Origin of the sequence: Streptomyces sp. ME19-01-6, assembly GCF_033793745.1 — a bacterium.
GTDB lineage: Bacteria > Actinomycetota > Actinomycetes > Streptomycetales > Streptomycetaceae > Streptomyces.
This window is the reverse complement of record NZ_JARAXF010000043.1, coordinates 25,238-38,623: the sequence shown is the minus strand read 5'-3', so window position 1 is coordinate 38,623 and position 13,386 is coordinate 25,238. Positions and strand designations below refer to the sequence as shown.

Below are 13,386 nucleotides of genomic sequence, written 5' to 3'. Positions count from 1 at the left end.
TCGTGCCCCGTGCGGAACGGGACGACCGCGACGACCGCCGTGACGACCGCCGTGACGACGAACGGGACGGCCGTGACGACGAGCGGGACCGCTATGAGGATCGCGAGGACCGTCGCGATCGGGAGCGTCGTGAGGACCGCGGGCGGGTACGCCCCCGGCGGCGGCCCATGGACGCGCGCGGGGCCGCAGTGAGGGCCGCGCGGCAGGTGTGGGAGCTGACCGGGGAGGAGCCCGAGGGCGTGGTCTCGCTGGAGCGCGGGGAGGAGGGCTGGACCGTCGGGGTCGAGGTGGTGGAGACCCACCGGGTCCCGGACACCGCGGACGTCCTCGCGCTCTACAGCATCACGGTGGACGACGACGGCGCTCTCGTCTCCTACCGCCGTGGCAAGCGCTACTCCCGCGGCGGGGCGGGGGAGGGCGGATGAGCGAGGACTTCGGCCAGGCAGGCGGGCTCGTGCCGAGCCGGCGCGGGGGCACCTCCCGCGAGCCGGCCCGCCGCGAATCCGCCAACCTGGCCGACATCCTCGAGCGCGTGCTCGACAAGGGGATCGTCATCGCGGGGGACATCCGGATCAACCTGCTGGACATCGAGCTGCTCACGATCAAGATCCGGCTGCTGGTGGCCTCCGTCGACCGGGCCCGTGAGATGGGCATCGACTGGTGGGAGCACGACCCCTCGCTCTCCTCCGGCGCCCGGGACGTCCTGGAGGAGAACGAACGACTGCGGCGGCGGATCGGGGAGCTGGAGAGCGGCGGCGGCACGCGGCGGCCGATAGCGAAGCGAGGGGAAGAGCGAGGTGAAGAAGGGCAGGACGGGGAGGAGGAACGGTGACCGGGGCCGAGGCCACCTGGCTCTACGCGGTGACGTCCGGCGACGTGGCCGCCGCCGGTGTGCCCGCGGACCTCACCGGCGTGGCGGACGAGCCGGTGCGCCTGGTCGAGGGCGGGGGACTCGCGGCCGTGGTCGGTTCGGTACCGCTGAGCGACTTCGACGAGCGGGCGCTGCGCGAGCACCTGGAGGACCTGCGCTGGCTGGAGCGGGCGGCCCGGGCCCACCACCAGGTCATCGACGTCGCCGCCGGCCGGCGCCATGTCGTCCCCCTGCGCTTCGCGACCCTCTACCGCGACGACGACCGGGTCCGCGCCATGCTGGAGGAACGGCGGGCGGACTTCGCGGCCGCGCTGCGGCGGGTGGCCGGGCGGACCGAGTGGGGCGTGAAGGCCTATGTCGATCCGCGGGCCTTCCTCCCGGACCCCGCCGAGGACGCGGCCGAGGGCGGCGGGCGGCCCGGCGCCGCCTACCTCGCGCGTCGCCGCGCCCAGCGGCAGGAGCAGGAGACGGCCCATCTGCGCGCCACCGAGCGGGCGGAGGAGGTCCACGCGACCCTGGCCGGACTGGCGGTCGCGACCGCCGAACACCCCCCGCAGGACGCGGCGCTCGCCGCCTACGAGGGGTGGATGGTCCTCAACAACTCCTATCTGGTGCCGGATGACCGCACCGACGAGTTCGCCGCCGCCGTGACCGCGCTCGGGGAGCGCTTCCCCGAGGTCGGCCTGGAGCTCAGCGGCCCGTGGCCGCCGTACTCGTTCACGGCCCTGCCGCGACCGGAAGCGGAGGAGCCGTGACAGGAGCGATCGAACGGCGTGAGGTGGCCCTGGTGGACCTGCTCGACCGGGTGCTGGCGGGAGGGGTCGTGATCAGCGGAGAGATCACCCTGTGCATCGCCGACATCGATCTTGTGCGCATCTCCCTTCGGGCACTGATCGCTTCCGTACGAGTGGAAGTCGAAGATGACCACCGACCGCACTCCTGACGAGCGCCACCCCGATCACCGGTTCCACGACGAACGCCGCCCCGGCGACCCCCCGCGGCGCATCACCGTGGACCCCGAGTCGACCCGGCGCAGCCTGGCCGGCCTGGTGCTGACCATCGTGGAGCTGCTGCGCCAGCTGATGGAACGTCAAGCGCTGCGCCGGGTCGACCAGGGCGGCCTCAGCGACGAGCAGATCGAGGAACTGGGGCTGACCCTGATGGCCCTGGAGGAGAACATGGACGAGCTGCGTGAGCACTTCGGCCTGACCCAGGACGACCTGAACATCGACCTCGGCCCGCTGGGCCCGCTGCTTCCCCGCGACTAGCCTCCGACGGGAACTCGCCGCCCGGGCGCGGGATTTGGCCCGCCCGCCGCCGGGGTGATTACCATGCTCCGCATGGCAGGGGGAGCCGAGGTCGAGGCCGGGCGGGTCGCCGAGGTCATCGTCACGCCGCGGGACGGACCGGGGCGCCGGGGATCGGGCTATCTGATCGCGACGGGCACGGTGCTGACCGCGGCCCACGTCGTCGACGACGCGCTCACGGTGGCTGTGCGGTTCGACGCCGACCGGCCCGAGGAGCGCACGTTCGAGGCGTCCGTGGCGTGGCGGCACGACGGGATTCATGTCGCCGTCCTCACCCTCGCCGGGGCCGGCCCGGAGGAGGTGTCCGCCACGCCGCTGGGCCGGGTCGGCGAGCACGACGCGGAGGTGCGGTGCAGCGCCGCGGGATTTCCGCTGCACAAGCTCCGTGACGGCGAAGCCCGCTACCGCGATGTGGCGCATGTGTTCGCCACCTGCCCGGCGTTCTCCAACCGCCGTGAAGGAACGCTCGAGCTGAAAGTCGACGTCCCGCCGGCGAGCGTCGGCCCCGGGCGATCGCCCTGGGAGGGCATGTCCGGCGCGGCGGTGTTCAGCGGTGGCCGACTCGTCGGCGTGGTCGCGGAACACCACACCTTCGAGGGCGCGGGGCGGCTGGCCGCGAGCCACGTGGGCCGGTGGGCGGAGGTGCTGGAGAAGGAGCTCAAGGGGGGCGAACTCGACCGGCTGGAGTCACTGCTCGGCCACCGCCTGCGCCTCACCGACCTGCCGGACGTGGTGCCGCACTCCGGCCCGCCGCGGCCCGCGCGGGACGAGGACGCGCGGCGGCCCGCGCGGGGCATACGCACCCATGCGCAGGAGCTGGCGCGTGGCGCGAACAAGAAGAAGTACCTGACGGAGGACCGGCTCCCCTTCGTCCACCCGCGGGAGGGGCGGCATCCGGCCGACCCGGTCAACCTGTGGGCCCGGCTCACGGCGCCGTCGCCGGAGTCCGCGCGCGGGGTGATCCTGATCGGCCCGGCCGGCGCCGGCAAGACCCGCACCTGTTTCGAGGTGGCGGCCCTGGCCGACCGGACGGACGGCTGGCGGGTGCTGCACATCGCGGCGGACGCCCGGGTCACGGCCGCGGACCTGGTCGCGGCGGTGAGCATGCCGCCCCGGCAGAACGTGCTGCTGGTCTTCGACTACCTGGACACCTACGCGGAGCTGAACCTGACCCACGTCGTCGACGAGTTGGAGGAGCGTGAGTCGCCGGGCACTCGGGTGGCGTGCATCGCCTCCGTACGTCCCGGCAGGCGCGGCATCGTCGAGCGGCAGGACCGGCGCCGTCTCTTCGAGTGGCAGGACCTGTGCCAGGACGACGACTACCAAAGGGCGGTCACCGACCGGATCCTGGCCAGCGTCGCGCCGAGCGCGGTGGCCGAGTTCGGCCAGGTGGCGGTCGCCGCGCTGTGTGGCGGGCGCCGCCCGGCCGTCGCCCTGATGCGGGCCCAGGCCATCGAGTCCGGCGCGCGCGACGGCGCGACGCTGCGGGACTTGTCCACGGTGGGCAGCGACGACCTGTCGTTCTGGGCGCGGCAGCGCACCGACGAGGACTTCCCCGACCTGCGCGACGCCGGCGGGCCCGGTCGGGCCGGGCCGGGAGAGCCCAGGACCGCGCTGCTCGCCGCGGCCGTCGCGGCGGCGGCGTGCGCGCAGGACCGGGCGGCGGTCCAGGAGGCCGTCAGGTACTTCCTCGACCACCACGAGGGCCCGAAGCCGGCGACCGGAGCCGAGGGCGTGGTCGGCGGTCTGGTCCGTCTGGGGTGGCTGCTGTCCTCCGACGGCGAACTCGACGTCGTACACGACACCGTGGCCGACGAGTTCCTGCACAAGGCGTGCTTCCCGGACGGGCCGTGGTTCCAGGGCGATACGGCCCGGGAACTGTTCTCCGCCGCCCTCGTCAGCACCCGCACCCTGCGGCTCACGGCGAGCCATGTCCGCCGATGGGCCGCCGACCTGGGCGCGGAGGCGCAGACCGACGTCCGGATGGTGTGCGAGGACTGGCTCGCCTCCCAGTCCCTCGCCCTCGGCGAGCGGCTGAGCGGCCCGGGGGAGCGGGAGACGGGCGGTACGACCCTGCTGACCCTGCTCGCCGGGGCGCCCTGGCAGTCCGGTGCCGTGGCCGCGTGGGACCGGCTCGTGGAGCCCTGGCTGCGCGCGGCCGGGCAGGAGTCCCCGCCCCTGGTCCGGAGCCTGTTCGCCAACGCCCTCAGAAACACCTCCGACGCCGTCCCCGAGCGCCTCGCCACCGCTGCCCTGGACTGGCTGCGGCACCACCGCGACCAGGCCGAGGCCCGCGGCGTCGTCGAAGCACTGGCCCGGGCGTCCGGCCTGCCGGACGAGCAGCGGGCCGCCGCCCTCCACGAGGCGGTCGAGTGGCTCGCGATCCACGGCGTGGGCCCGCGCAACCGGCCGGTCTTCGTGGCCCTGCTCGACCGGGACGACCTTCCGGCCGACGTCATGGGGCGTGTCCTGGACCTCGGACTGACCGGAATCCGCCGATACCTTCCCGTGGCGGCGACGGTCCACCTGCTGCGGACGGTGCTGTACCGCACCGACCTGCCCCGCGCCCGGCTCGACCGCGCCGTCCGACTCGGCCATCTGTGGCTCACCTCCCACAAGGGCAAGCCCGACGCCTCGTTCCTCCTGCGGCCCCTGCTCACCCGTCCGGAAGCCGACGCGTCGTGGCACGCCGACACGATCAGACACGCACTGGCCTGGTTGAAGGTCCAGGACACCTCCCGGGAGGCCAGCTTCGTCGTCGGCCATGTGCTCGCCCACCCCCATCTCGCGGCCGGGGACGTCGAGCGCGCGGTGGGCCATGCGGCGCGCTGGCTGGTGGCCCACGGCACCAGCGCCGACGCGTCGTTCGTGCTCCGACCGCTGCTCTCCCGGGACGACCCGGAGCAGATCTGGACGGCCGAGGCGACGGCCGCCGCCGTGATGTGGCTGGAACACCACGGCACGCGGGAAGACGCCGCCTATGTGCTGCGGCCCCTCCTCGATCACCCGGCCCTGCCTTCGGCGCTGACCCGCCCCGCTGTCGAGCGGACCCTCGCCTGGCTCGCGGCCCACCACCGGGCCGAGGCCGCCCGCTCGGTGTTGCCCGGGCTGCTCGCGCTGCCCGGCCCGCACGGTCCGGACGCCTGTGCCGCGGCGCTCGGCTGGCTCCGGGCCCACCACACCACCCTGGAGGCCTGCTACGTCCTCGACCCGGTGCTCGACCATCCCGCGCTCGAGGGGCGGCAGGGGGCCGTCGGCGCCGCCACCGGGTACGCGCTCGCCTGGCTGGACGGCCACGGCGCCCGCGACGCCGCGTCGTTCGTGTTCCGCCGCCTGCTCGCGCGCGACGACCTGTCCGACGACTGCATGGCCGCCGCCGTCGGCTCCGCCCTGTCCTGGCTGGAGCCCCGCCACACCGATGTGGAGGCGCGGTTCGTGCTCGGCGCCGTCCTCAGACATCTGGGACACGACAGACATCCGGGCCACGACCGGGCCATCACCTTCGCCCTCGCCTGGCTGCGGGCCCATGGCACGGCCGACCACGCGGTGTATGTCCTCGGGCGGCTGCTCGGGCACCTCGACGCGCACCCCGCCCCCGACACCGGCCCCGACCCCGAGTGGGCGGACCGCGCCGTCCGCCATGCCTTCCGCTGGCTGGAGCTGCACCACGCCGGCAGGCAGGCCGGGTTGGTGGTGTGGCCGCTGCTGGGGCAGCCGGGGCTCGACCGGGAGCAGCGCGGCCGCGCCGCGGAACTCGCCCTGCGGCGGCTCGCCGACCACCCCGCGGAGCTCGGCTCGCAGCGGGTCCGGCAGCTGTGCCGGCTGGGCGAGGTGCCCTGCGACCTCGGCGCCCGCATCGCCGACCAGGCGCTCGCGCTGATGGTTTCACGGCGCGGCGTCCGGGAACTGCTGCCGTCCGTCCTGCGGCGCCAAGACATCCGCCCCGACCAGGTGGCGGCGCTCGCCGACCGCGCCCTGGAGCACCTGGCCGACAGCCCGGCCTGGAGCAAATGGGGGCAGTCGCTGCGCGTCCTGCTGTCCCGGGCCGATCTGGACGCCGAGCGGAAGGGGCGGGCCGCCGACCTGGCGCTGGAGTGGCTGAGGGCCAACCCGACCACCACGTTCGCCGGCCTGATCCTGGAGCAGCTGCTGAACAACGGCCACCTCGCCACGGCCCGTGGTGACGTCGTCCCGATGGCGCTCGACTGGCTCGGCCTCCACGCCACGCACACCTTCGCGGGGAACTTCCTGGCGGGCCTTCTCGGCCGGCCCGATCTGACGCCCGGACAGTACGACGACTGCGCCGCGCACGCCCTGCGATGGCTCGGCACGGCCGAGCGCACCGACAGCCGGGTTCCTCCCCTCATGGAGGCGCTGCTCCGCCGACCGGACCCGGCCGACGGCGCCTGAGGACCCTCCGGCCTTGGTGTCTCTCTCATATCTGGGATACATTCCCGATTATGGGAGCGGTGAGATCGGTTGAAGAGGAGCCGTCGCCCGGCCCCGGGCCCCTGGAGGCCCGGCTCGCGGGCCGGCTCGCCGAGCTGCGTGTGGAGCGCGGCTGGTCCCTGGACGAGCTGGCGCGGCGCACGGGCGTCAGCCGCTCCACGCTGTCCCGGCTGGAGCGGGCGGAGATCAGCCCGACCGCGGCGCTGCTGGGCCGGCTGTGCGCGGCGTACGAGCGGACCATGTCCCGGCTGCTGGCCGAGGTGGAGGAGGAGCCGCCGCGACTGGTCCGGGCCGACCGGCAGCCGGTCTGGCGGGACGAGAAGTCGGGCTTCACCCGGCGTTCGGTCTCCCCGCCCCACCCCGGGCTGCGCGGCGAGCTCGTCGAGGGAATCCTGCGGCCCGGCGCGGACATCTCGTACGACGCCCCGCCGGTGCCGGGCCTGGAGCAGCACATCTGGGTGCTGGAAGGGGTCCTCGACGTCACCGTGGGCGGCGTGGCGCACGAGCTGCGGGCGGGGGACTGCCTGCGCTTCCGGCTGTGGGACCGGTCGCGGTTCCGCTGTCCGGGGCCCGACCCGGTGCGCTACGCCGTGGTGGTCGTCCCCCCGTGAGGGTGCGTCCCGGCCGCCCGGATCCCCCGTCCGCCCCTGCCCGGCACCGAGAGAAGGAAGCCCGCAGTGCACACCATCACCCGCCTGTCCGCCGACGCGTTCCACGACAGCGCAAAAAGCCTGGCCGACCTCCTGGTCGACGCCGTGCGCGGCGGCTTCTCCCTCGGCTTCCTCGCCACCTTCGACCAGAGCGCGGCGGTTAACTGGTGGCGCGCCCGGCAGCCCGCCGTGGCCGACGGCAGCCTCGTGGTCTGGGCCGCCCATGGCCCCGACGGCATCTTTGGCACCGTCAGCCTGGCCCTGGAGCGCAAGCCCAACGGCCGCCACCGTGCCGAGGTCCTCAAGCTCATCGTGCACCGCGAGTCCCGTGGCCAGGGCCTGGGCCGCGCGCTCCTCACCACCGCGGAACAGGCCGCCGCCGAGGCCGGGGTCACTCTCCTGATGCTGGACACGGAGACCGGCAGCGTCGCGGACCGCCTCTACGGCGCCGCCGGTTGGACCCGTTACGGCATCGTCCCCGGCTACGCTGCCGATCCGGCGGGCACCCTCCAGGACTGCAGCTTCTACTACAAACAGCTGGCCTGACAGTCCCGTTGTGCCCAACTGAACGCTTATTGGCCATGCACGCGTCATCATCAGGACGGCCCTCGTTCAAGGGCCGCCCCAGGTCTGCCTGAAAACGTCTCGCCCGGTCACAATGATCCATCGTTCGACCGACGAGAGGGACCGCCATGCCTGGACAGGCCACCGAAGCACAGCCATCCGACAGACGCCCTTCCGGCAGACGCCGATTCCTCGCCGCCGGCGCCGCGGCCGTCGGCGCGGCAGCCGTGGGCCAGTTGGCCCTCGCGGGCACCGCGCGCGCCGCGGACCCCGCGCTCCCCAGCGGAGTCTTCACCCTCGGCGTGGCCTCGGGCGACCCGCTGCCCGACGGGGTGGTGCTGTGGACCCGCCTCGCCCCCGACCCGCTGAACGGCGGTGGCATGCCCGACCAGGCCGTCGACGTCGCCTGGCAGGTGGCCGAGGACCCGCGCTTCCGGCGCATCGTCAGGCAGGGCACCGCGCAGGCCGTACCCGCCCTCGGCCACAGCGTCCACGTGGACGTACGCGGTCTGCGGCCGCACCGCGAGTACTGGTACCGCTTCCGCGCCGCGGACCAGATATCCCCGGCCGGCCGCACCCGCACCGCTCCCTCACCGCACGCCGTCACCCCACTGCGCCTGGCCCTGGCCTCCTGTCAGAACTGGCAGCACGGCTACTTCACGCCCTACGCCGACATGGCCGAACAGGACCCGGACGCGGTGCTGTTCGTCGGCGACTACATCTACGAGAGCACCCCCTCCGCCACCGCCGTACGCCGTCACGAGGGCAAGGGCGAGCCGTACTCGCTCGTCGAGTACCGCAACCGCTACGCGCAATACCACACCGACCCCGACCTCACTCGGATGCACGCCCAGGCGCCCTGGATCGTCACCTTCGACGACCACGAGGTGGACAACGACTGGGCGGGCGAGATCCCGCAGGACCCGGACAAGCAGTCGCACGACGCGTTCGTCGCCCGGCTGACCGCCGCCTACCAGGCGTTCTACGAGCACATGCCGGTGCGGGCCACCGCGGTGCCGAACGGCCCGCACATCAAGATGTACCGCAGCCTCGACTTCGGCCGCCTGGCCCGGCTCCAGGTGCTGGACACCCGGCAGTACCGCAGCGACCAGGCCACCACGCAGGAGGGCGCGCAGAGCCCGCTGCTGACGATGCTCGGCGCCGAGCAGAAGCAGTGGATGCTGGACGGGCTGCGCCGCTCGCCCGCCCGCTGGAACCTGATCGGGTCACAGATCATGATGGCCGAGACCGACCGGCTCGCGGGCCCGGGCAAGCTCTGGTTCTACGACGCCTGGGACGGCTACCAGGTGGAACGCGACGCCCTGATGGCCGAGTTCGCCGAGGTCCGCAACCCGGTGGTGCTCTCCGGGGACCGCCACCTGACGATGATCAGCGACCTCAAGCGGGACTTCGCCGACCCCGCGTCCCCGGTGGTGGGGGCCGAGTTCGTGGGCACGTCGATCTCTTCGAACGGGGACCAGGACCAGGCCGCCTTCCACGCCGAGTTCGACCCCTTGGTGCCCGACAACCCGCACTGGAAGGTCCTCGACGCCCATCGGGGATACCACCTCTTCGACATCGACCGCGGCGGCATCGACGCCCAGGTGCGGATCGTGGACACCGTCACCCGGCCCCAGTCGGCCACGCGGACCCTGGCGCGGCTGCGGGTGGAGAACGGACGCCCCGGAGTCGAGCAGGTCTAGCCGCTGGTCAAGCCACCGCCACCGCCCCCGTCACCGGGGTCCTGCGGCCCTGCGCACTACGGAAGGTCAGCCGTTGCGCACCGGCTGCGGCCCGGTCGGCGCCCCGGCGGCGGTGGCGGTGGGCCGGGCCGCGGCTTTCCCGGTATCGGCGCGGCGATCAGCAGCGCCACCACCGCACCGGCGGCGCCCGTGGCGAAGGCGGTGCGGAAGCCGTTCTCCGAGGGCACCGCCAACGGGCCCCCAGGCGGGTGGTCATATGGGCGAGGACGATGCCGACCACCGCGCTGGAGGTCGAGGTGCCGATGGCCCGCATCAGAGCATTCTCACCAGCGCGATCACGGCCACGCCCGCAGCCGCCGGCACCCAGAACAGCACATGCCAATCGGCGCGTTCGGCCAGGGCCGCGGGGTGAAGCGCGGAACTCATCGCATCGCGGACCTCATCGCTCGGGCGGGGTCCAGTCCGCGATCAGGTCGAGCAGCCCGGGAAACCGCGCCTCCAGATCGTCGATGCGCACATGGCTGCGGCGCTCCAGGCCGTACTGGCGCTGCCGGATCAGCCCCGCGTCGCGCAGGGCGCGGAAGTGGTGGGTGAGCGAGGACTTCGGGCGGTCGATGCCGAACCAGCCGCACGGGTGGTCGTACGCCTCCGACTCCAGCAGCAGCGTGCGGACGACGCTCATGCGCAGCGGGTCGCTCAGCGCCGCCATCACCGCCTCGAGGCGCAGCTCGTCACGGGCGGGCTCGGCCAGGGGATCCGGCAGGTCGGCGGGGGCGGGATAGGGGCCGGCGAACCTGTCGGCCGTGGCGGTCTGCGGCATCCACGTCACCTCCGGGGGGACAACACAACCATCAGTACGAGTTGAATCGTACCGGAGTTTATGTTCGACTCTTCTCGTACTGGCGGTTCGACTTTTCTCGTACCGCTTGTTGTGCGGCGTGGAGGGGAGACCTCATGAGGAGCGCAGGGAGCGCCCGGCACACCGAAACCCGAATGGCGACGACGACGGCGGATGCGACCAGGCGGCACACACCGCCCCCGGCCACCGCGGCCGAGCCCCCGCCGCGCCGGGAGGTCTGGCTCGCGGCATGGCCGGTGACCGCCGTGTTCATCCTGTCCAACACGGCAACCCCGCTCTATGTCCTGTGGCAGAAGGAGCTCGGCTTCTCCTCCGGGATGCTGACCGTCGTCTTCGCCTGCTACATCGTGGGTCTGATCGCGGCCCTGCTGGTGGCCGGGGTGGTGTCGGACCGGGTCGGCCGCAAGCCGGTCCTGCTGCCGGCGCTCGCGCTGGGCATCGTGGCCAGTGTGCTGTTCGCGACGGCCGGCTCGATCGTGGCCCTGGCGATCGCCCGGCTGCTGAGCGGTGTGGCGGTCGGCTCCATCGTCTCGGCGGGCATGGCGGCGGTGAGCGATGTCGCGGGACCGGACCGCAAGCGGCTCGCCGCGCTGCTGGCCTCCACGGCCATGGTCCTGGGGGCGGGGCTCGGCCCGCTGCTGGCCGGCGTCCTCTCGGAGACCCTGCCCGGCCCCACGGTCACCGTGTTCCTGGTGGAGATCGCGCTCCTGGCCCTGGCGGTGCTCGTCGTGGTGCGCATGCCACTGCGCCGCCCCGCCGGGCTGGTCCCCCTTTTCCGTGGCTCGGTTCGGCTCCCGGGCGCCTGGGTCCGCGTGCCGTCCGTGCCGCGCGCCAACCGTGTCCACCTCCTGCTGGGCATCGTGGTGTTCGCCCCCGGCATCACCTCCACCTCCTTCGTCCTGTCGCTGGGCCCCTCGCTCCTGGTGGATCTGCTCGGCACCACCAGCCGTGTCGTGGCCGGGGCCACCGCCTTCGTGATGTTCACGGCGGCGACGGCCGTCCAGTTCGCCGTGCGGCGGCTGAGGGTGGGCGTCATCCTGTCGGCCGGAGCCGCGTCGACCGTCGTGGCCATGGCCGCGCTGGCGCTGGCCGTCCAGCTGTCCTCCACCCCGCTGCTGGCCCTCGCGGCGGTCCTGGCCGGCGCGGGTCAGGGGATGGGGCAGCTGGGCGGGCTCACGCTGATCAGCGCCCATGTGCCGGCCGTCCGGCTGGCCGAGGCCAACGCGGCGCTGAACGTCGGCGGCTACGTCCCCGCCGGGCTGCTGCCGGTCGCGGTCGGATACCTCAGCGACGTGGTCGGGCTGTCGCGTGGCACCACCGTCTTCAGCGCCGTCGTCGCGGCCGCCGCGCTCGCCGGAGGCGCCGTGGTGCTGGCCCACCGCCGTACCACCCTCTGAGCGTCCTTTGAGTCGCACCGCAAGGGCGGTCGCCGGGTCAGCCGAGCAGCATCTGGACGATGGACACGGTGCCGATCGTCACGATCAGGCCCCGCAGGACCACCGGGCGCAGCCGGCGGCCCGCCCTGGCGCCGATCTGGCCGCCGAGCGCGGAGCCGACCGCGATGAGCGCGACGGCCGTCCAGTCGAAGTCCGCGACGAAGAGGAAGAAGAGCGCGGCGACCGTGTTGACGACGGCGGCGAGGACGTTCTTGACGGCGTTGAGGCGTTGCATGGGCTCGTCGAGCAGCATGCCCATCAGCGACATGTAGATGATCCCCTGCGCGGCGGCGAAGTAGCCACCGTAGACACTGGCGAGCATCAGGCCGATGAACAGCAGCGGGCCTCCGTCGCGGTGGGCGGCCCGCCCGGCCCTCTCGCGGCGGGCGCGCACCCTTTTGCTGATCACGGGCTGGAGCGCGACCAGCACGAGAGCGAGCCCGACGAGCACGGGAACGACCGTCTCGAACGCCTTCGCGGGCAGGGCCAGCAGCAGCGTGGCGCCGGTGAAGCTGCCCAGCAGGGCGCCGACGCCGAGCTTCAGGATGCGCCGGCGCTGGCCGCTCAGCTCGCTCCGGTAGCCGATGGCTCCGCTGACCGACCCGGGGATCAGGCCGAGCGCGTTGGACACCGTGGCGGTGACCGGTGGCAGGCCGGTCGCGAGCAGCACCGGAAAGGTGATCAGGGTCCCCGAACCGACGACGGTGTTGATGGCGCCCGCACTGATGCCTGCCATGCAGACGGCGACCATCTCGCCCGGCGTCATACGGCGTCCTCTCGCGAGATTCTCATGGCACCGACGCTAAAGGGCCGATGATTCGGTGTTCACCGAACCTTACGCCGGTGTCTCCGGCAGGCCGTCGAGCAGGGTGCCCAGCGCGACCATGACCAGTGCGCACACCTCGTCCGGGTCGGCGTCGGCCAGCGGCTCCTTGCCGACGACCACCCGCATCATGCCGATGCCGAGCATCCAGGACAACGCCAGGTCCGCCCGCAGCGCACGGTTGTCGGCGCTGCTCAGGGACGCGAGCACCCGCGCGTAGTCGTCGCTGACCGAACGCACCGCCGAACCGATCTCGTCACCGCTGCCGACGGAACGCAGCAGGGTCGCCAGCGCGCGGCTCCCCGGCTCCCTGCCGCGGTGGGCGAGCAGCCCGCGCAGGGCGGCCTCGAGCAGCTCGCCGGGCGGGGTGCCGCGCATCTGCGTCTCCCCGTCGTGCGCCACCACCTCGCCGAACAGCGCTCTTTTCGAGCCGTAATAACGGAAGAGCAGCGCCTGGTTCACTCCGGCGCGATCCGCGATATCGCGGACCGTCGTCCGCTCATAACCCCGCTCGGCGAACAGCGCGGACGCGGCCTCCAGCAACCGCCGCCGGGTGGCCCGCGCATCCCGTCGCCGCCCCTCTGACGTGGTCGTACCCACCGCGACACTCCTCTCGTCCGCTCCCCGCGATCCCCGCGGGCCCACGGGGGGCTCGCCGGATCAACGGCGCAATCGGGCCGTTGACCGTACCAAGAGCGACTCCTACGTTTGTAAGCACCTGCTT

The 13,386-nt window shown here is 73.3% G+C and carries 13 protein-coding genes; 10 read left to right on the top strand and 3 right to left on the bottom strand.

Annotated elements, in window-relative coordinates; genetic code table 11:
* Window positions 1–2 precede the first annotated feature (2 nt).
* From PV419_RS47620 to PV419_RS47580, 9 genes are all read left to right on the top strand, one after another.
* Entirely contained in the window at window positions 3–425 is a 423-nt protein-coding gene (locus PV419_RS47620; protein ID WP_319699907.1) for a gas vesicle protein, read from the top strand.
* On the top strand, window positions 422–832 hold the full coding sequence (locus PV419_RS47615; RefSeq protein WP_319699905.1) for a gas vesicle protein: 411 nt from the start codon (window positions 422–424) through the stop codon (window positions 830–832). Before PV419_RS47620 ends, PV419_RS47615 begins: the two co-directional genes overlap by 4 nt.
* Window positions 829–1,626 carry a GvpL/GvpF family gas vesicle protein gene (locus PV419_RS47610; RefSeq protein ID WP_319699903.1) on the top strand — a complete coding sequence of 266 codons (798 nt, stop codon included), beginning with the start codon at window positions 829–831 and terminating at the stop codon, window positions 1,624–1,626. The genes PV419_RS47615 and PV419_RS47610 overlap by 4 nt, the downstream gene beginning before the upstream one ends.
* Window positions 1,623–1,814, top strand: coding sequence for a gas vesicle protein (locus PV419_RS47605; protein ID WP_319699901.1), 192 nt, complete (start codon window positions 1,623–1,625; stop codon window positions 1,812–1,814). The genes PV419_RS47610 and PV419_RS47605 overlap by 4 nt, the downstream gene beginning before the upstream one ends.
* Window positions 1,792–2,139: a gas vesicle protein K gene (locus tag PV419_RS47600; RefSeq protein ID WP_319699899.1), complete on the top strand. Its 348-nt coding sequence runs from the start codon at window positions 1,792–1,794 to the stop codon at window positions 2,137–2,139. The genes PV419_RS47605 and PV419_RS47600 overlap by 23 nt, the downstream gene beginning before the upstream one ends.
* Before the next feature lie 72 nt (window positions 2,140–2,211).
* On the top strand, window positions 2,212–6,588 hold the full coding sequence (locus PV419_RS47595) for a trypsin-like peptidase domain-containing protein (protein WP_319699897.1): 4,377 nt from the start codon (window positions 2,212–2,214) through the stop codon (window positions 6,586–6,588).
* Between the two features lie 50 nt (window positions 6,589–6,638).
* A complete protein-coding gene (locus PV419_RS47590; RefSeq protein ID WP_415925526.1) occupies window positions 6,639–7,238 on the top strand; it encodes a helix-turn-helix domain-containing protein in 600 nt (199 codons plus the stop codon).
* A gap of 66 nt (window positions 7,239–7,304) precedes the next feature.
* The gene (locus PV419_RS47585) at window positions 7,305–7,823 is read left to right on the top strand and encodes a GNAT family N-acetyltransferase (protein WP_319699894.1); all 519 of its coding nucleotides are present in this window, start codon (window positions 7,305–7,307) and stop codon (window positions 7,821–7,823) included.
* A 146-nt stretch (window positions 7,824–7,969) separates the two neighbouring features.
* Window positions 7,970–9,544, top strand: coding sequence for an alkaline phosphatase D family protein (locus PV419_RS47580; protein WP_319699892.1), 1,575 nt, complete (start codon window positions 7,970–7,972; stop codon window positions 9,542–9,544).
* A 439-nt stretch (window positions 9,545–9,983) separates the two neighbouring features.
* Here the strand turns inward: PV419_RS47580 and PV419_RS47570 are convergent, their stop codons facing one another.
* On the bottom strand, window positions 9,984–10,364 hold the full coding sequence (locus tag PV419_RS47570) for an ArsR family transcriptional regulator (RefSeq protein WP_319699890.1): 381 nt from the start codon (window positions 10,362–10,364) through the stop codon (window positions 9,984–9,986).
* Between the two features lie 173 nt (window positions 10,365–10,537).
* Between PV419_RS47570 and PV419_RS47565 the strand changes: the two genes are divergently transcribed.
* On the top strand, window positions 10,538–11,800 hold the full coding sequence (locus PV419_RS47565; RefSeq protein WP_415925534.1) for an MFS transporter: 1,263 nt from the start codon (window positions 10,538–10,540) through the stop codon (window positions 11,798–11,800).
* A gap of 37 nt (window positions 11,801–11,837) precedes the next feature.
* On the opposite strand, the gene PV419_RS47560 is transcribed toward PV419_RS47565, so the two are convergent.
* Entirely contained in the window at window positions 11,838–12,605 is a 768-nt protein-coding gene (locus PV419_RS47560; protein ID WP_319699887.1) for a sulfite exporter TauE/SafE family protein, read from the bottom strand.
* A gap of 69 nt (window positions 12,606–12,674) precedes the next feature.
* Window positions 12,675–13,262: a TetR/AcrR family transcriptional regulator gene (locus tag PV419_RS47555; RefSeq protein WP_319699886.1), complete on the bottom strand. Its 588-nt coding sequence runs from the start codon at window positions 13,260–13,262 to the stop codon at window positions 12,675–12,677.
* Window positions 13,263–13,386 lie beyond the last annotated feature (124 nt).